Annotated in this window: 20 protein-coding genes and 1 tRNA gene; 9 read left to right on the top strand and 12 right to left on the bottom strand. The window is 64.1% G+C overall.

All coding sequences use genetic code 11. The features are described from left to right. Positions 1–2: 2 nt before the first annotated feature. The 3 genes from Amn_RS03045 to Amn_RS03035 are packed head-to-tail and all read right to left on the bottom strand — an operon-like array spanning position 3 to position 3,647. Positions 3–974, bottom strand: a complete 972-nt coding sequence (locus Amn_RS03045; protein WP_067954653.1) for an ABC transporter permease — start codon at positions 972–974, stop codon at positions 3–5. Position 975: 1 nt separating this feature from the next. Then, complete coding sequence (locus Amn_RS03040; RefSeq protein ID WP_067954655.1) at positions 976–2,118, bottom strand: ABC transporter permease; 1,143 nt, start codon at positions 2,116–2,118, stop codon at positions 976–978. After that, positions 2,115–3,647 (bottom strand): ABC transporter ATP-binding protein, encoded by a 1,533-nt coding sequence (locus tag Amn_RS03035; RefSeq protein WP_067954656.1) that lies wholly within the window; start codon positions 3,645–3,647, stop codon positions 2,115–2,117. Before Amn_RS03035 ends, Amn_RS03040 begins: the two co-directional genes overlap by 4 nt. A 181-nt stretch (positions 3,648–3,828) precedes the next feature. Between Amn_RS03035 and Amn_RS03030 the strand changes: the two genes are divergently transcribed. Beyond that, positions 3,829–4,038, top strand: coding sequence for a SlyX family protein (locus Amn_RS03030; RefSeq protein WP_067954658.1), 210 nt, complete (start codon positions 3,829–3,831; stop codon positions 4,036–4,038). A 20-nt stretch (positions 4,039–4,058) separates the two neighbouring features. On the opposite strand, the gene Amn_RS03025 is transcribed toward Amn_RS03030, so the two are convergent. The 5 genes from Amn_RS03025 to Amn_RS03005 all read right to left on the bottom strand — a co-directional run bounded on the left by Amn_RS03025 (position 4,059) and on the right by Amn_RS03005 (position 7,511). Continuing rightward, positions 4,059–4,430 carry a VOC family protein gene (locus tag Amn_RS03025; protein WP_067954660.1) on the bottom strand — a complete coding sequence of 124 codons (372 nt, stop codon included), beginning with the start codon at positions 4,428–4,430 and terminating at the stop codon, positions 4,059–4,061. Positions 4,431–4,511: 81 nt separating this feature from the next. Beyond that, the gene (locus tag Amn_RS03020) at positions 4,512–5,501 is read right to left on the bottom strand and encodes a BMP family lipoprotein (protein ID WP_067954662.1); all 990 of its coding nucleotides are present in this window, start codon (positions 5,499–5,501) and stop codon (positions 4,512–4,514) included. Positions 5,502–5,695: 194 nt separating this feature from the next. Next, complete coding sequence (gene msrA / locus Amn_RS03015; protein WP_286294525.1) at positions 5,696–6,361, bottom strand: peptide-methionine (S)-S-oxide reductase MsrA; 666 nt, start codon at positions 6,359–6,361, stop codon at positions 5,696–5,698. 45 nt (positions 6,362–6,406) lie between these two features. Then, entirely contained in the window at positions 6,407–6,727 is a 321-nt protein-coding gene (locus Amn_RS03010; RefSeq protein WP_286294524.1) for a hypothetical protein, read from the bottom strand. A 70-nt stretch (positions 6,728–6,797) separates the two neighbouring features. Continuing rightward, the gene (locus tag Amn_RS03005) at positions 6,798–7,511 is read right to left on the bottom strand and encodes a hypothetical protein (protein WP_286294523.1); all 714 of its coding nucleotides are present in this window, start codon (positions 7,509–7,511) and stop codon (positions 6,798–6,800) included. Positions 7,512–7,858: 347 nt separating this feature from the next. Between Amn_RS03005 and Amn_RS03000 the strand changes: the two genes are divergently transcribed. Beyond that, positions 7,859–7,948 (top strand) — tRNA-Ser (locus tag Amn_RS03000). A gap of 41 nt (positions 7,949–7,989) precedes the next feature. Here the strand turns inward: Amn_RS03000 and Amn_RS02995 are convergent. Then, the gene (locus Amn_RS02995) at positions 7,990–8,214 is read right to left on the bottom strand and encodes a hypothetical protein (protein WP_067954693.1); all 225 of its coding nucleotides are present in this window, start codon (positions 8,212–8,214) and stop codon (positions 7,990–7,992) included. Between the two features lie 140 nt (positions 8,215–8,354). After that, positions 8,355–8,564, bottom strand: coding sequence for a cold-shock protein (locus Amn_RS02990; RefSeq protein WP_115729494.1), 210 nt, complete (start codon positions 8,562–8,564; stop codon positions 8,355–8,357). 14 nt (positions 8,565–8,578) lie between these two features. Between Amn_RS02990 and Amn_RS02985 the strand changes: the two genes are divergently transcribed. Next, positions 8,579–8,818: a hypothetical protein gene (locus tag Amn_RS02985; protein WP_286294521.1), complete on the top strand. Its 240-nt coding sequence runs from the start codon at positions 8,579–8,581 to the stop codon at positions 8,816–8,818. A gap of 71 nt (positions 8,819–8,889) precedes the next feature. Here the strand turns inward: Amn_RS02985 and Amn_RS02980 are convergent, their stop codons facing one another. Beyond that, a complete protein-coding gene (locus Amn_RS02980; protein WP_286294519.1) occupies positions 8,890–9,378 on the bottom strand; it encodes a RidA family protein in 489 nt (162 codons plus the stop codon). Positions 9,379–9,705: 327 nt separating this feature from the next. On the opposite strand from Amn_RS02980, the gene Amn_RS02975 reads away from it, so the two are divergent. The 6 genes from Amn_RS02975 to Amn_RS02950 all read left to right on the top strand — a co-directional run bounded on the left by Amn_RS02975 (position 9,706) and on the right by Amn_RS02950 (position 16,606). Beyond that, positions 9,706–10,395 carry a TetR/AcrR family transcriptional regulator gene (locus Amn_RS02975; RefSeq protein WP_154384606.1) on the top strand — a complete coding sequence of 230 codons (690 nt, stop codon included), beginning with the start codon at positions 9,706–9,708 and terminating at the stop codon, positions 10,393–10,395. Positions 10,396–10,933: 538 nt separating this feature from the next. After that, on the top strand, positions 10,934–11,995 hold the full coding sequence (locus tag Amn_RS02970) for an ABC transporter substrate-binding protein (RefSeq protein ID WP_286294518.1): 1,062 nt from the start codon (positions 10,934–10,936) through the stop codon (positions 11,993–11,995). 30 nt (positions 11,996–12,025) lie between these two features. Then, complete coding sequence (locus tag Amn_RS02965) at positions 12,026–13,075, top strand: ABC transporter ATP-binding protein (RefSeq protein ID WP_286294517.1); 1,050 nt, start codon at positions 12,026–12,028, stop codon at positions 13,073–13,075. Then, positions 13,072–13,992, top strand: coding sequence for an ABC transporter permease (locus Amn_RS02960; protein WP_286294516.1), 921 nt, complete (start codon positions 13,072–13,074; stop codon positions 13,990–13,992). Before Amn_RS02965 ends, Amn_RS02960 begins: the two co-directional genes overlap by 4 nt. Continuing rightward, positions 13,985–14,785: an ABC transporter permease gene (locus tag Amn_RS02955; RefSeq protein ID WP_286294515.1), complete on the top strand. Its 801-nt coding sequence runs from the start codon at positions 13,985–13,987 to the stop codon at positions 14,783–14,785. Before Amn_RS02960 ends, Amn_RS02955 begins: the two co-directional genes overlap by 8 nt. A 117-nt stretch (positions 14,786–14,902) precedes the next feature. After that, entirely contained in the window at positions 14,903–16,606 is a 1,704-nt protein-coding gene (locus Amn_RS02950; RefSeq protein ID WP_286294514.1) for a glycoside hydrolase family 3 N-terminal domain-containing protein, read from the top strand. Positions 16,607–16,609: 3 nt separating this feature from the next. Here Amn_RS02950 and Amn_RS02945 read toward each other — a convergent pair whose 3' ends face one another. Continuing rightward, the gene (locus Amn_RS02945; protein ID WP_286294512.1) at positions 16,610–18,079 is read right to left on the bottom strand and encodes an amidase; all 1,470 of its coding nucleotides are present in this window, start codon (positions 18,077–18,079) and stop codon (positions 16,610–16,612) included.

Below are 18,079 nucleotides of genomic sequence, written 5' to 3'. Positions count from 1 at the left end.
GATCAGCGCTCCTTCACATAGGGCACGCCGCCGGCGCGAGGCGGGATGGCCTTGCCGATGAAACCGGCGAGCAGAATGACGGTGAGGATGTAGGGCAGTGCCTGCATCAGCTGCACCGGCACCTTGCCGATGATCGGCAGGGGAGACCCCTGCAGGCGGATCGACAGCGCGTCGAGGAAACCGAACAACAGGCATGCGAACATGGCCGGCACCGGTTTCCATTTGGCGAAGATCAGCGCAGCGAGCGCGATGTAGCCGCGGCCGGCCGTCATGTCCTTGACGAAGCCGGCGTTCTGGGCGAGCGCCATGTAGGAGCCGGCAAGGCCTGTCAGGATGCCGGTGCAGATGACGGCACGATAGCGCAGCCAGGCAACCGAGATGCCGGCGGTGTCGACGGCCGCCGGGTTCTCGCCGACGGCGCGAAGGCGCAGGCCGAAGCGAGTGCGGAACAGCACCCACCAGGTGAACGGCACGGCGAGGAAAGCGACATAGGTCAGCAGCGAATGGCCCGACAGCAGGCCGGAATAGAGCTGGCCGACGACAGGCACGTCGCGCAACGCATCGGCGAAAGGCAGGTTGACTGCGCCGAAGCGGCCTTCCGGCGGCAGCGAGGGCGTGCGCCCGCCCTGCTGGAACCAGGCCTGGCCAAGGATGATCGTCGAGCCGGCAGCGATGAAGTTGATCGCGACGCCAGAGACGATCTGATTGCCGCGATGGGTGATCGAGGCAAAGCCATGGACCAAGGCCATGCCGACCGACACCAGGACGGCGATCAGCAGGCCGATCCACGCCGAGGCGAAGACGGCAGCCGCCGCCGCGCCGGCGAAGGCGCCGGCCAGCATCTTGCCTTCGAGGCCGATGTCGAAAACGCCGGCGCGTTCCGAATAGAGGCCGGCCAGGCAGGCGAGCAGCAGCGGCACCGAAACACGGATTGTCGAGTTCAGGATGTTGATGAGCGCGTCGATGAATTCCATGTCAGGCGCGCTCCCCTTTGGTCGCCGTGATGCCGACGGATCGCGGGCTGAAGCTCGCGAAGATGCCCTGGATGGCCGGGCGGAACATGTGCTCGAGCGCGCCGGCAAACAGGATCACCAGGCCCTGGATGATGACGATCATGTCGCGGGAGATGTTCGGCATCTCGAAGGCCAGTTCGGCACCGCCCTGGTAGAGCATGCCGAACAGGACCGCCGCCGGCACGATGCCGGCCGGATGCGATCGGCCCATCAGCGCCACCGCGATGCCGACGAAGCCGGCGCCGGAGACGAAATCGAGCGGCACATTGTGCTGGTCGCCCATGATCGGGTTGAGCGCCATCATGCCGGCGAGCGCGCCCGAAATCAGCATGGTGACGATGATGATGCGGGTTTCCGAGATGCCGGCGTAGCGCGCCGCCTTCGAGCTGAAGCCGAAGGTGCGGATCTCGTAGCCGAGCTTGGTGCGCCAGATCAGCACCCAGACCAGGAAGGCCATGACCAGCGCCAACAGGAATGAGACGTTGAGCGGCGCCGAGGGCCGGACGGTGAGGCCGAATTCGGCGAGCAGCCAGCCGAGCTTGGGCAATTGCCCGCCTTCGACGAACTGGCGCGTCTGCGGCGCCATCGAGCCGGCCGGCTTCAGCACGTTGACGAGCATGTAGACCATCACCGAGGCGGCGATGAAGTTGAACATGATGGTGGTGATGACGATGTGCGAGCCGCGCTTGGCCTGGAGATAGGCCGGAATCAGCGCCCACAACGCGCCGAACAGTGCCGAGGCGATGATCGCCATCGGAAAGACGACCCACCAGGGCAGCGTGCTGTCAAAGGCAAGGACGACGATGGCGATGCCGAGGCCGGCGATATAGGCTTGGCCCTCGCCGCCGATGTTGAACAGGCCGCAATGGAAAGCGACCGCGACGGCCAGGCCGGTGAAGATGAAGTTGGTGGCGTAGAACAGCGTGTAGGCGAGGCCCTGGCCGCTGCCGAAGGCACCTTCGACAAGGATGACGGCGGCGCGCAGCGGGTTTTCGCCGACAAGCAGCACGACGAGGCCAGCGACGACGAAAGCGACGAGCAGGTTGATCAGTGGAATGAGCCCGTAGTCGGCCCAGGCCGGGAGTTTTGCGTAAGGCGTGCTCATTCGGCGGCCTCCTTGTGTTCGACGCCTGCCATCAGAAGCCCCAGCTCGCTTTCGCCGGTTTCGGGTCCGCGCTCGCCGACGACGCGGCCGGCGAACATCACCAGGATGCGGTCGGAGAGCGAGCGGATCTCGTCGAGCTCGACCGAGACCAGCAGAACCGCCTTGCCCTGGTCGCGCATGGCGATCAGGCGCTTGTGGATGAATTCGATGGCGCCGACATCGACGCCGCGGGTCGGTTGGCCGACGATCAGCACCCCGGGGTCCTGTTCGATCTCGCGCGCGAGCACGATCTTCTGCTGGTTGCCGCCGGAGAAATTGGCGGTCTTGAGCCGAGGATTGGCCGGGCGGATGTCGTATTTCTCGATCTTTTCCTGCGCGTCCTTCTGGATCGCGTCGAGATTGAGGAACGGTCCTTTGAGATATTGCGGCTTGTCGTGATAGCCGAGGATCGAGTTCTCGCTTTCGTCGAAAGCAAGCACCAGGCCGACATGATGCCGATCCTCCGGCACATGGGCGAGGCCGCGGTCGCGCAATTCGCCGGGGTCGGCCTGGCCGGTCAGATCAATCGGCTTGCCGTCGAGCATGACCGTCCCCGAGACCGCCTTGCGGATGCCGGAAACGGCTTCCATCAGTTCCGACTGGCCGTTGCCGGCGACACCGGCGATGCCGACGATCTCGCCGGCGCGGATGTCGAAGGATACGTCGTCGACCATGGTGACGCCGCGCGAATCCTTGACCGTCAGGTTCTTGACCGAAAGCTTGACGGCGCCGGGCTTGGCCTCGCCCTTTTCGACGCGCAGCAGCACGCGGCGGCCAACCATCAGCTCGGCCAGCTCCTCGACGGTGGTTTCCCTGGTCTTGCGTGTGGCGACCATCGTGCCCTGGCGCATCACCGAGACGTTGTCGGTGATGGCCATGATCTCGCGCAGCTTATGGGTGATCAGCACCACCGTCTTGCCCTGTTCCTTGAGCTGCTGGAGGATGCGGAACAGGTGGTCGGCTTCAGCCGGGGTGAGCACGCCGGTGGGCTCGTCGAGGATTAGGATTTCAGCACCCCGATACAGTGCCTTGAGGATTTCGACGCGCTGCTGCAGGCCGACCGGCAGTTCCTCGATGATCGCATCGGGATCGACCTCGAGGCCGTATTCCTGCTCCAGCCGGCGCAGCTCGGAGCGCGCCTTGGCGATGGACTTGTTGAGCAGCGCCTCACCTTCTGCACCGAGAATGACGTTTTCCAGCACCGAGAAATTCTCGACCAGCATGAAGTGCTGATGCACCATGCCAATGCCGGCGGCGATGGCATCGTTGGGTGTCTTGATGCTGGCCGGCTTGCCGTTGACGCGGATTTCGCCGCTGTCGGCCTGATAGAAGCCGTAGAGGATCGACATCAGCGTCGACTTGCCGGCGCCGTTTTCTCCAATGATGCCGTGGATCGTGCCGCGCGGTATCTCGAGCGCGATGTCGCGGTTGGCGCGGACAGCACCAAAACTCTTGTTGATGCCGATCAGTTCGATAGCTGCTTCCGCCATACGACCGTCCCACCTCAGGTTCTTATGTTCTTGTTATGGCTTGCCGAAAGAGCTAGCACGCCGATACTGCCCTGCCAATCGGCTCGCCTGGTGACCCCAAGGAATTGACCGCTCCGCGGCCGATTTCGAGGCAACGACCGATATGACGGCCCAATGAGGATCGCCCCAATGAGGATCGACCATGACCACGCCCGATGACCGGCTGACGACGCTCGAAATACGCGCCGCTGAGCAGGAGCATACGATCGAGGAGCTTTCCGGCCAGATCGCCGAACAGTGGAAGACCATCGAGCGGATGCAGAAGAAGCTCGACGCCCTCACCGAGCGCTTCCTGGTGCTCGAGGAGCAGACGGCACCCGACACGCCGGTGACCAAGCCGCCCCACTGGTGACGCCGCGCCAGAGCCAAGCCTCAGGCCAGACCAGCCGCTTCGGATGGCTGCCACAGCTCGATCGGATTGCCCTCAGGATCGTGAATCCGGCAGAACCGGCCGACCTCGGAGTCCCACTCCGCCCGCGTTTCCACCGCGATGCCGGCTGCCTTCAGCTCGGCCATCGCGGCATCGAGGTCATCGACGCGCAGGTTGATCAGCCATTGCTGCTCTGGACGGCCGAAATACTCGGTGTCGCGACTGAAAGGCGAAAGGATCGTCGGCCCCGCCTGCTGCTGCCAGACAGCGCGCGAGATGTCTGAAATGCCGAGGTGCTGTTCGTACCAGGCAGCGAGTGCCTGAGGATTCTTGGCGCGAAAGAAGAAGCCACCAATTCCGGTAACCGTGAACATCGATTGCCGTCCCGAGGACTGGCCCACAATGATCGACGCCGCCGGACCAGGGTCCGGCGGCGCGTTTCATTCAGGCAGGGATCAATAGGGGCACTTGTCGTCCGAGGTGTAGTCATGCACCTGGATGGTGCCGGCGATGATGTCGGCTTTGGCCTTTTCGACGGCTGCCTTCATCTCGTCGGTGACGAGCGCCTTGTTGTTGTCGTCCATGGCGTAGTCGACGCCACCTTCCTTGAGGCCGAGATTGTTGATGCCGCCTTCGAACTTGTCGTTCTTGGCATCCATGAAGGCGTTGTAGACGGCGACGTCGACGCGCTTGAGCATCGAGGTCAGCACCTTGCCCGGCTGCAGGCCGTTCTGGTTGGAATCGACGCCGATGCCGAGCTTGCCGCCGTCAGCAGCAGCCTGGAGCACGCCGACGCCGGTGCCGCCGGCCGCGGCGTAGATCACGTCAGCGCCCTGCGAGATCTGGGTCTTGGTGATTTCGCCACCCTTGGTCGGGTCGTTCCAGGCGGCAGGCGTGTCGCCGGTCATGTTCTGGATGACTTCGGTCGCACCGGCAGCCTTGGCGCCGCCGACATAACCGCAGCCGAACTTGCGGATCAGCGGAACGTCCATGCCGCCGACGAAGCCGACCTTCTTGGACTGCGAGGCAAGGGCTGCCATGACGCCGACGAGGTAGGAGCCTTCATGCTCCTTGAACACGATCGACTTCACATTGGGCTTTTCGACGACCATGTCGATGATGGCGAACTTGAGGTCCGGATAGTCGGCAGCGACCTTGGCGAGCGCCTCGGACCAGGCAAAGCCTGCCATGACGATCGGGTTGCGGCCATCCTCGGCGAAGCGGCGCAGGGCCTGGTCGCGCTGCGAGGCGTTGGAGACTTCGAACTCGACATAAGGAATGCCGGTTTCGGCCTTGAACTTCTCGGCGCCGTTGTAGGACGCTTCGTTGAACGACTTGTCGAACTTGCCACCGAGATCGTAGAGCAGCGCCGGCTGAACATCAGCGGCGAGCGCCGGAAGGCACATGGCGGTGGCCGCCAGAAGGCCGAGGACGATACGTTTCATGTGATCCACACCCTGTCGGTTGTCTTTTTTGCAATCGCCGCGCGAGCCGTTCCTCCGGCTGCCGCACGGCCCATGGCGAGGATCTCTCCCCCCGCGCATGGCCATATCTTGCACGGGCCAAGACAAAATTCACGCGGAATCTTGACCTTTTGGAAAAATGCACAGGCATCGCAAATGGCGCCTGAAACGAATGCCTAAACGGCCGCCTTGTCGGGGATCGCGCAAGCAACGCCGGTGCCCTTGAGGCCACAATAGCCATAGGGATTCTTGGCAAGGTATTGCTGGTGATCGTCTTCGGCGAAGTAGAACTGAGGCACTGCGGCGATCTCGGTGGTGATCTTTTCGCGACCGGCAGCCTTGAGTGCCGATTGATAGGCATCGCGCGAGGCAACCGCCTCGGCCTGCTGGCTGTCGGAGAAGGTGTAGATCGCCGAACGGTAGGTGGTGCCGACGTCGGTGCCCTGGCGCATACCCTGGGTCGGATCGTGCGCCTCCCAGAATATCTTCAGCAACTCGCCATAGCTGACCTGTGCGGGGTCGTAGACCACCAGCACGACTTCGGCATGACCGGTAAGGCCGGTGCAGGTCTCCTGATATGTCGGATTGGGCGTCAGCCCGCCGGCATAGCCGACTGCCGTCACCCACACGCCGGGGATCTGCCAGAACAGGCGCTCCGCACCCCAGAAGCAGCCCAGGCCGAACAGCGCCTGCTCGAAGCCTTCGGGATATGGCCCCTTGAGCGGGCGCCTGGAGACGTAGTGCTTCGATGCTGTCGGAATCGCCCGCGCGCGGCCGGGCAGCGCTTCGCCAGACGTCGGCAGCTTGAGCTTCTTGTTCAGCATGTCGCTCAGGAAAAACATCTGCCTTCCCTCCTCGTCGTTGCGCCGAAGCTTGCTGGCGTCGCGTCAGACCTCGCCGGTGAAGCGGCCGGCGCGGCGCCGGTGGCCGATTGCGTAGAGCAGGAAGGCGAGCACGGCAAAGACCGCGAAGCCCGGCTGGTTGAGCACCGGCACGACGACGCTGTCCCAGACAGCCGGGCCGGTCTTGTCACGGACGAATGTCTCGGTCGCGGCGAGGGTATCGGGCGAGGCCGTCGACCAGCTGGTATCGAGCGGCGTCATCACCAGCCGTGACACGGCGACGGTGCGGGTGGCGTCGAGCACGGCCATGATGACGGCGACCGAAAGCGCTATTGCGGCGGCAAGACGGAACATGAAGCGGATCATCGGCGGTCCTGGATATCGGTTATGAACGAGAAATAGGCCGCGCCGCCGGTGGGTGCAATCGAAGACACGGCTAATTGACAGGCGTTTGCGGCGGGACTGGCGGCTTCGACTTGCGGCGATTGGCCCGCCAGACGGCGAAGATGCCGCCGGAAACCGCGCCGACCAGCAGGCCGCCGAGGCCGATCAGCACGACGAAATAGCCGCAGGCGCCCTCGAAGCAGCTCATATCGGTGGCTTCGGAAATGCCCGTGCCCAGCGCGAGCCCGACACCCGCGCCAACTGCTGCACCGACGATGACGCCGAGGATGGCAGCGACGATCGAAACCAGCAGACGCGGCCGCTCGTGCGGGCCACTGCTCAACAAGGCTTGTGGCTGGTCCTGTCGGCCGACCAGCCAGATCATGGCAAGGCCGATGGCGACCTCGCCGCCGTCCCAGGCAAGACCGACGAGGCCAAAGGCGAAATTCGGCATGACAAGAACATAGACCTGCTTGAGGACGAGGAAGGCGATGATCGCCCATTGCCAGATGGTGAAGGCGCGCCGGAACCTGCGATCGCGATTGTAGGCGAGCACGAGCAGGTAGATGCCCCAGCCGATCGTCACCGCGCTGAAGGCGACCGAGACATAGATCAGCCCCAGCACTGCCGACGGCATCGAGAAATCCAGCATGATGGCGAAGCTGGCGTCGATGCCGCGCGCGCTGAGCGCCATGACGAGGCACAGCCAGGCCACCGGCAGCCAGCGCCAGATGTCCCAGCCGGACGGTTCGCTCTCTGACGACATCGAATCTCCCCCTGCCCTTCAAAGCAGTTTGTGACAGAGCGCCAGGCACTTGCAATAAGGGCGGCGACGGTGCCAGCAAGGCGCCTCGCCGCTGCGGATCGTGGCTTTGCCGGCGCTGCGCAGCACGACGATCGTTTTGCCTGATAACATTTGCCACGTCAGCGCTTGGCAAGCGGCGCAGGATCGACTAGATGAGCCCCGCAGCCGGACGCTAATGTGTTCGGTGGCAGGCGATGGGTGCCCGGCAGGTTGGCTGCACCCGAATGACGGCTCGACGAGCCGACGCCAAGGAGATGCGCGCACTCCCAACCGGCCCGGCATAACCAGCCGGCGCACAGCGCGCATGCGGAGAGGTGGCCGAGTGGTTGAAGGCGCACGCCTGGAAAGTGTGTTTACGGGAGACCGTAACGCGGGTTCGAATCCCGCTCTCTCCGCCAGCAACTTTGATCACCTAGGCCGTTGATCTTATATCTGTTTCTTACTTCTTGCCGGCTGCGCGCTCGCGAACGGTAGACGGACCGGCGGCAAGCTCGGTGGCTTCCCTTTCCAGCCGCAGAGCGCGCAAGCGCAGCGTCTTTTCCTCGCGCTGCTGAACGACCGCGTCGATCTCCGAGTTGATCCGGTTGCGGGCAAGAGATTGCGATTGCGTCTTGCCGAAGGCTGACTCGGCTTGCTCTCGTGCCTTGCTCTGGGAATCAGTCATGTTTGTTATCCCTACATTCTCGAAAAGAGGACTGAACGCTGCCAACAAAAAAGCCAGGCAAACTGCCTGGCTTTTGTAAGTCGATCGCGCCCTGTGACGGTGCCAGTACATCCGTGGTCACCGAAGGGCACCAAGACCGATCAGGCGGCCTGCAACTGGCCGGCAGACATCTTGCCCGACTTGTTGTCACGCTCCATCTCGTAGGCGATCTTCTGGCCTTCGACGATTTCACGCATGCCGGCCCGCTCAACCGCGGAAATGTGGACGAACACGTCCGGACCGCCGTTGTCAGGCTGGATGAAGCCGAAGCCCTTGGTAGCATTGAACCATTTCACTGTGCCAGTGGTCATAACAAACCCCTTTCATGGCAATATTCATCGACAACCAAGCGATTGCGTGGCTGTTTTACATCGCGATTTTATTTGAAGGGATGTTCGTTGGCGCACAGCGATTTTGCGCAATAACAAAAATCGAACAAGCAAATATCGACAGCCGGGTTTTATATTTATTGGCAGTCGATGTCAATTCTATTATTCTGCTCTCCAGGACAGACGTTTCTCCGGTTGGAAATTCCAGTTTCAACGGGATGCGCGACCCCCGGTGAGGCCGGCCTCCCGATTGACAGTCAAACATCGTGCGCCGACGCATCAGTCACCCCCGGGCGAGCCACCACCACTATTTCAGCGAGACGACAGCCTCGACCTCGAACAGCATTGGGTCGACGGCGAGTTTGGGGACGGGGATCAGCGTCTGGGCCGGTAGCGTGTTGCCGAACATCGCCTTGACGCTCTCCGTCAGCACGCCGAGCTTCGACATGTCGTGGTCGACGACGTAGACGGTGAGCTTGGCGACCTGGTTGGGCTTTGCGCCGAGAGCGTCGAGAGCGCTACGCAGATTGGCATAGGCCTGCTTCACCTGAACGGAGAAGTCGGGCGACAGGCTGCCGGTGGCGTCCTGGCCGCCCTGCCCCGAGATGTAGGCGACACGCGCACCGGCGGGAACGATGACCGCCGTGCTGTAGCCGTTCGGCGTCGGGTCGTAGAGGTTCTCGGGGTTGATGATTGTCAGCCTGAGATCGCTCTCGTTGGCCGTCGTCGCGGTGGGAAGTGACATGGTCATGGTGATTAGGCCTCCGACAAGCAGATGCTTGATTTTGCGTGACATGATTTTTCTCTTTGGTTCCGCGGCCCGCCACTGGCGGCCGCATGATCGAACTCGGCCCATCGTCGTCAGGATGACTCGTACGATGTGCGATTAGTCCTATGGTACATTGTACTAGTCAACTGCCGGGCATCGACTTTCCTGACGTCGACTGCCAAAGTCGAAGCTCACGAACGGTGTTTTCGCTCGAATTGGAAATCAGGCGACGGGCAGAACTCCGTGCCGTGATGACGGCAACTTATTGATTTCAGGCCATTCGATTGCGACGTCCGCCTGCAAAACGAATGTCGGTAGCGAATTCAGAAATCGTGGCGCAAGTGGGGACGACGGATGGCAGGCAAACGCAGCGGCAAAAAACGGCCTCAGCCCGGCAAGTCGCCAAGACCGACGCGCGAGCCGCGCGGCGAGCCGCCCCTGTCTCTGGAACGCATCGTGGCGACCGCGGTGGAGCTGCTGGACACCCAAGGCATCGACGGACTGACGATGCGACGGTTGGCCGATCGTCTCGGCTCAGGGGTGATGAGCCTCTACTGGCACGTCGACAACAAGGAGGACGTTTTCGACCTTGCGCTCGACAAGGTGCTCGAATACCGCGCGCCGTCCGACAGGGCCGAACCCCAGGGGTGGCGGCAAGAGGCCGTACATGTGCTCGAGGGCTGGCGCGCCAGCATGCTGCGCCATCCCTGGTCGGCATCGCTGTTGCCGCGCCGGGCACTCGGCCCGAACATCCTCGGTCGCCTGGAATTGCTTGCCAACGCCTTGTCCAAAGCAGGTGTAGCGGATGCAGATCTGAACGTCGCGATCTGGTCACTGTGGAACCACGTGATGGGCTCGACCATCACCCGGGCGAGCTTCGAACTCACCGACGACGACCAGGCCGCAGCACAGCAACGCCTCGCCGGACTCAGCGAACGCTATCCCACGATCGAACGCTCCCGCCTGTTGCTGGACAGCGATTGGGACGGCGCCTTCCGCAAGGGCCTCGACTATCTGCTCGATGGTCTTGCCCCAATACGATGAACGCTGGTTCTCGTTAGCGCAGCATGCACCAGTTCTTGGGCAGACGTTTTGGACTGGCCATGGACAGGCCGGCGCGGAGGGCTCGTCGAGGTCCGGTGTGACCTATGCCGCCTCCGGGCCACCACCGAAATGACTGACCCGATGGCTTCCGCCCCTCTTGGTGCAACCAGATCTCGGCTCAACTATGGCGGGAACATCGGCTTGCAGGCCTCGCAAGCCTGGCGATGGCTTCGCCTCCTAACCTTGGCTTGTCGCGACAAGATGGACCGGCGCAGCTTTCCCCGGTGACGCCTCATCGGCGTGACGGGCCCGCGGCGCTTGCGAAGGCCGCCGGCGAGACTTGGGAAATAGCGAGAACAAAATTATCGATAAGCGGATCGATAAATCGCGGATACCTGCCCAACATGCCCTACGGTAATTCTGGAACTGGCCCTGGCGACACAGCCAAGGGCGCTGAACACCGGGCAAACCAAGCCCTACAGTGCTGTTCAGGGAAAATAAAACTGCTGGACGAAAACCAGCCCCGTGGGGAATTGCCATGATCCGGAAAAATGTGAGGAACTCTCTTTCTGCCTGTGCGCTGCTTGCCGCGTGGGGCATTGCAGGCCAGGCCGCCCAGGCGGCTGAGGTGACTGTCGCCGTCGGCGGCGGCGTGATCCAAGAGGTCGGCCGCGAGACCCTGTGGGGGCCGGCGGCGAAGACGCTCGGCAACACCGTGCGCGAGGAAACCATCAACGACGCCTATGCCTCGGTGAAGCTGCAGGCGGCGGCCAATGCCGTGACCTTCGACCTCGTCCAGACCAACGCCTTCCAGGCTGAAAAGGGCGGCCGCGAAGGCCTGTTCATGCCGCTCGACTACAGCGTCATCGACTCCAAGGATTTCATCGAGGGCACGGCACAGAAATACTGCATCTCGGCGCTGATCTTCTCCTGGGTCATGGCCTGGAACACCGACGCCTACAAGGACAAGGCGCCGCAGACATGGGCCGACTTCTGGGACGTCGAGAAGTTCCCCGGCCGCCGCGCCATGCGCAACGATGCCGAAGCGCAGCTCGAGATCGCCCTGCTCGCCGACGGCGTGCCGATGGACAAGGTCTACGAGGTGCTGGGCTCGGAAGGCGGCATGCAGCGCGCACTCGACAAGATCGAGCAGTTGCGCCCGCACATCGCGGTGTGGTGGAATTCGGGTGCCCAGCACGCGCAGCTGATGAAGGACAAGGAAGTGGACATGTCGGTGGGCTGGAATGCCCGTTTCGAAGCCGCCAAGAAGGACGGGGCCAAGATCGACTACACCTTCAACCAGGGCGTCATGAGCATGGATTGCTGGGCGGTTCCGGTCGGAGCCCCGCATGCCGCCGAAGCGATGAAGATGATCAACGAAATGTCCAAGCCGGAGGCCCAGGCCAAGTTCTCGGTCGGGGTGAAATATGGCGCAGCCAACAAGCGCGCCTACGAGACCGGCCTCATCCCCGACGACGTCTCGAAGAAGCTGCCGACCTATCCCGACAATGCAGCGCACCAGCTTGCCCAGCGCAATGAATGGTGGGTCGAACATGTCGGCGAGGCCCAGCTCGGCTTCCAGGAAATGATGTCGCGCTGAGCGCGGCAGGAACAGGTCGGCTCAAGCGACATGACAAGTGCTGCGTTCATCGAAATCCGCAACCTTTCGAAGGCCTACGGATCCTTCCGCGCCCTCGACGACGTCGGCCTCGACGTCGGGCGCGGCGAGTTCCTGAGCATTCTCGGCCCCTCCGGCTCCGGCAAGACCACGCTTCTGATGGCGCTTGCCGGGTTCGTCAGGCCGGATCGCGGACAGATTTCCGTTGATGGACGCGACCTTGTCCGCCTGCCCGCCAACAAGCGCGGCATCGGCGTGGTGTTCCAGAACTACGCCCTGTTCCCGCATATGAACGTCGTCGCCAACGTCATGTTTCCCCTGCGCGTCCGCGGCATCGGCCGCGCAGAGGCTTCCGAGCGTGCGAGAAAGGCGCTCGACATCGTCGATCTCGCCAGCATGGCGGAGCGTGACATCGCAACGCTGTCCGGCGGCCAGAAGCAGCGCGTGGCACTCGCCCGCGCCGTGGTGTTCGAACCCCGGCTGATGCTGATGGATGAGCCGCTGTCGGCGCTCGACAAGAACCTGCGCGAGCAGATGCAGTACGAAATCCGCAAGCTGCACGACCGGCTCGGGCTGACCACCGTCTACGTCACCCACGACCAGCGCGAGGCGCTGACGATGTCGGATCGCATTGCCGTGATGCGCGACGGTGTCATCCGCCAGCTCGGAACACCGGCTTCGTTGTATCATCGGCCGACGTCGCGCTTCGTCGCCGAGTTCCTCGGCGAGGCCAACATTCTCGAACTCGATGCGGTGGAAAGCTTCGTTGCCCCGGAGCGGGATGCCACTGGTGCTGGACGCAAGCTGATGATCCGCGCCGAAAGACTGTCGCTTTCCGATGCCAGCGGCCACGACCATGTATCTCTCAGCGGCACGCTGACGCGCTCGGTGTTCCAGGGCGACAGCTGGCTCATCTCCGTCGATCTGGCGAACGGCGGTGCCGTATCGGCGCGCATCGCCGCTGCCGAGGCGGCGAATTTCAACCTCGAGGCGCTGGCCGAGGGTGCGCCGCTCAAGCTGCATGTGCGGCGCGACGCGCTGATCCCGGTGATCGACGCATGAGCGCGCCGGCGATGACCTTGCCGGCGACAGCCGGTACCTTCGACAATTCGGCCGCGCTGCGGCGCGACAGCAAGCTGGCGCAGATCGGCTTTTTCGGCCTCGCTGTGCCGGCGGTGCTGCTTGTCACCATCGCCATCGTCGTGCCGCTGGCGGCGATGATCTGGATATCGATCGCCCGGCCCGACGGCTCCGTGTCGCTCGACACCTATCTCAGGATCCTCAGCACGCCGGTCTATACACGCTCGGTGCTGACCACCTTCCAGGTCAGCGGCATGACAGTGCTGACCTGCATGCTCCTGGGCACGCCATTCGCGCTGGTCATGGCCAGCGCCGGCCAGCGGCTCGCTTCGATCCTGCTGCTCGTGGTGATGTTGCCGTTCTGGACGGCGCTTCTGGTCCGCACCTACGCGCTCTCGGTGCTGTTGCAGCGCAACGGCCTGGTCAACAGCTTCCTCATCGACACCGGGCTGGTGTCGGAACCCTTGCCGCTGATCAACAATTTCTTCGGCACCATCGTCGGCATGACCCATGTGATGCTGCCGCTGTTCATCCTGCCGGTCTATGCCGCGATCAAGCAGATCGACCACAACATCATCCGCGCCGCAGCCAGCCTCGGCGCCAGCAAGCTCCTGACCCTGCGGGCGGTGATCCTGCCGCTGGCCGCCAACGGCATCTTCGCCGGCGCTGTGCTGGTGTTCGTGCTCAGCCTCGGTTTCTACGTCACCCCCGCCATCCTCGGCGGCGGCCGCGTGCCGATGATTTCGACCCGCATCGAACAGAACGTCTCGGTGCTGTCCGACTGGCCGGCGGCAAGTGCGCTCGGCGTGCTCTTGCTGCTGTCGGTCGGGCTGGTGTTCCTGGTCACCTTCCTGCTCCGCCGCAGCATCAAGGCCCTCGGAGGAGCTGCCAATGTTTGACGGTTTCGACGTCTCCTGGCCGCTGCGGCTGGCGATCGGGATTTTCACCGCGCTGGTGGCGACCTTCCTGTTGGCACCTTCACTGATCGTGGTGCCGATGTCGTTCTCGGCCTCCGAACTGCTTCAGTTCCCACCGACCGAATTTTCGCTGCGCTGGTGGCAGCAGTACTGGCAGTCCGACCTGTGGATGCCGGCGACCAAGACCAGCCTGCTGCTGGCCACCGTCACCGCCGCGGTTGCCGTGCCGATCGCCTTTGCCGCGGCTTACGCCACCACGCGCTCGCTCGGCTGGGCCAGGCTGCCGCTTTATGGCGTTCTGCTGATGCCGGCGACCGTGCCGCCGATTCTCGTTGCCATCGGCCTGTTCTTCGTGCTGGCTCGCCTGCATCTCGTCGGCTCGTTCCCTGGCCTTTGGCTCGGGCATACGGTGATCGCCATTCCGACCGCCTATGTCATCCTATCCGCTGGCTTCGCCCGCTTCGACTTCACCCAGGAAAAGGCCTCGCGCAGCCTTGGCGCCGGCTGGTGGCGGACGATGGTTTCCGTCGTCATCCCGCAGATGCGTTTTCCCTTGCTGTCGGCGGCGCTACTGTCCTTCCTGACGTCGCTCGACGAGGTGATCGTGTCGATGTTCGTCGGCGGCGGCGCCAACACGACGCTGACCAAGGTGATGTTCCTCGGCCTGCGCGACCGCGTCGACCCCCAGGCCGCGGTGATCTCGACGATCTGGATCGTGCTTGTCGCCATCGTCGTCATGGTGGTGTTCGGACGCCAGCGGCAGGAGCAGCCGTGACCGGCAGGCGTCAGGCAAGCGCGCTTGCGGCTTCCGTGCCGGCAGCTTTTCTGCCAAGCTGATGACTGGGGGTGGCGACAAGTCGGTCTTGTGCAGTCCGCCAAGAGTGTGATGACCATGCCGCTGACCATTGACCGAACCCAACCGAAAGCCGTGGTGTTCGGCTGCTCGGGCACCAGCCTGAGCGCTGCCGAACGCAGCTTCTTCCGCGCCGCCCAACCCTGGGGCTTCATCCTGCACAAGCGCAATTGCGCCGATCCGGCACAGCTGCGAACGCTGGTGGCGGAACTGCGCGAAAGCGTCGGCCGCAGCGACGTGCGGGTACTGATCGACCAGGAGGGTGGCCGCGTCGCCAGGCTGGCACCGCCGCACTGGCGCGCCCCGCCGCCGGCCTCGCTGTTTGCCCAGATCGCCCGCACCGACGTCAGGCGCGCGCTCGATGCCGTGCGCCTCAATGCCCGCCTCGTCGCAGCCGAACTGTTCGATCTCGGCATCGACATCAACATCGCGCCGGTGCTCGACCTGCCGATCGGCAAGGGCGACCTGGTGATCGGCGACAGGGCGCTGGGCGACACGCCTGAAATGGCGAGCATTCTGGGTCGTGCCACCTGCGAAGGCCTGCTTGCCGGCGGCGTGCTGCCGGTTATCAAGCACATCCTCGGCCATGGCCGCGCCCGGCAGGACAAGTCGGAGGCGCTTTTGGTGGTAAACGCTTCGCTGGACGAGATGCAGTCGGCCGACTTCGTGCCGTTCCGTTCGCTGCAGGACATGCCCTGCGCCATGGCGGCGCACGTCATCTACCGTGCCATCGACCGCGATGCGCCGGCCACCGCCTCGCGCACCGTCATCGACGAAATCATCCGCGGCATGATCCGCTTCGACGGCGTGCTGATGAGCGACGACGTTTCCGACATCAGCCGCACCCATGCGCTCGACGCGCAGGTCAGCGCCTCGCAGGAGGCCGGTTGCGACGTCATCCTGCACGGCAGCGGCGACATGGACGAGATGCAGCGCGTCGCCGATGCCGCCATGCCGCTGTCGGAGAACGCGGTCGAACGCCTTCAGCGGGCCGAACGCATGCGTCGCCGGCCGTCCGCAATCGATCTCGCGGAAACCGCGCGCAAGCTGGAGGAACTGCTCAAGCCGCTTGGCGCGCGGGCACGTCAGTCCGGAGCGACGCGTTCGTCGGAGATCGTCGGTAATGTCGCCAAGAAGATCGAACGCGACATCGTGCTCGGCCGCATCCTGCCCAAGGAGCGGATCATGGAGGACGAGCTGGTCTACGGCCTCGGCGTCAAGCGCCACGTCGCGCGCGCCGTGCTGCAGGAGCTGGCACGCACCGGCCTGGTCAAGCTCGAACCCTATCGCGGTGCGGTGGTGCGCCACCTCTCGCCCGACGATCTGGTCAAGCTGCACGACGTGCGCCAGCTTCTGATCGCCGCTGCCGTGCAGCGCATCCGCCTGCCGGTGTCGCCGGTGCTGATGAACAAGCTCGAACACGCCAGGCAGATCCACCGCTCGGCGATTTCAGTCGGCGATCTCGAGCTGGCTTATGTCCAGAACCGCGCCTTCCATGACCTGCTGCTCGAGGCGACCGGCAACGAGTTCATCGCCCGCGCGATCCATGATTGTGATGCCGGCATGCGCAGCATCGATGCCGCAAGCCTGATGACCGACAGCCTCATCGAACCGGCACTGGCCGAACATGACGAGATGATCAAGGCGCTGGAGGACCACGATCTTGAGCGCCTGGGCAAACTGTGCGCGGCGCATTTCGATCGGCCGTTCGCCCATCACATGGCGAACGGCGTCCGGCACTGACCGTCAGAACCTGCCGCCAACCCCGTTGGCGGCATGGAACGGTGCACGCCGGTCATACCAGGGACGCGCCCGTTCGAGTGCGGCCGCGAGCTCGATCAGCGTGGCCTCGCCGGCCGGCGGGGCGACAAGCTGGACACCGAGCGGCAGGCCGGAGCGGTCCATGCCGAGCGGCAGCGACAATGCCGGCTGACCCGAAACGTTGAACGGCACCATGTACACCGTGTCCTCGCCCATCGCCGAGGCGTCATAGGCGTCGATATCCTTGGACATGTCGTAATAACCAAGCGGACGGGTGCCCTGCGGCAGGACCGGCAGCAGCGCGACGTCGTAGCGCGAGGTCAGCGTTGCGATGTGGCGGGAATGCCGGCGCATCGCCTCGATGTCGCGGCTGTGCTGGATGGCGCTGGTCGCCCGGCCGCGCTCGATTGTCGTCCAGATCGTCACCGACATGTCGGACGGCTTGTTTGGAACACCCCGCGCCCTGGCGTGATCGTCGAACTGAGCTGCCGTCTGGACCCGGATCATGCCGGTATAGGCGCGCCAAAGGCTCTCGAAGTCATAGTCGAAATCGAACGGCTCGACCTCGTGTCCGAGCGCGCCGCAGAGCCGCGCCGCATCGCAGACGGCCTCGTCGACGACGGCGCTGTTGGCATCGCCGCGCGGATTGTTGAGGCTGAAGCCGATGCGCAGGCGCCGGTTGGAGGGCGCAGTACTGTCGAGGAACGACGGACGCTCCCTGATGTAATAGGGCTCGCCGGGATAGCCGCCCTGCAAGGCGTCGAGCATGGCCGCGCTGTCGCGCACCGTCCGCGACACGCATGACGACTGTCCGCCGCCGAACCAGAAGTCGGCGGCCTCCGGCCCCGGCGAGATGCGGCCGCGCGACGGCTTGAGGCCGACGAGGCCGTTGATCGCCGCCGGCACGCGGGTGGAACCTGCACCGTCGCCGGCGTCGGCAAGCGGAAGATAGCCCGCCGCAACCGCTACGGCCGCCCCGCCACTCGAACCGCCCGGGGTCCTGTCGAAGGCCCAGGGATTGCGCGCCGGGCCGTGCATCGGCGACTCTGTTGTCAGCGACCAGCCCCATTCCGGTGCATTGGTCTTGCCGAGCAGGATGAAGCCGGCGTTCTTGGTCCGCTGGGTGATCAGCGAATCCGACTTGGAAACGCTGCCGGCGAAGGACGAGATGCTGTTGGTCGTGGCAATGCCGGCCCAGGAGCTGTGCAGGTCCTTGGCGAGATAGGGCACGCCGGCAAAAGGTCCGGCGGGCGGCGTGGTCTCGGCAAGGGCCAGCGCCTGCTCGAAACAGCGGATGACGACGGCATTCAGCACCCCGTCGAGCGCTTCGATGCGGGCGATCGAGGTCTCCAGAAGCTCGCGCGAGCTGACCTCGCGACGGCGAACGAGGTCGGCAAGGCCAAGCGCGTCGTAGTCGTCGAATTCTCTGAACGGGCCGATTGGCGAGCGCGACAT

It is taken from the genome of Aminobacter sp. Y103A (assembly GCF_030294925.1).
GTDB lineage: Bacteria > Pseudomonadota > Alphaproteobacteria > Rhizobiales > Rhizobiaceae > Aminobacter > Aminobacter ciceronei.
This window is presented reverse-complemented; position numbering and strand designations above follow the sequence as displayed.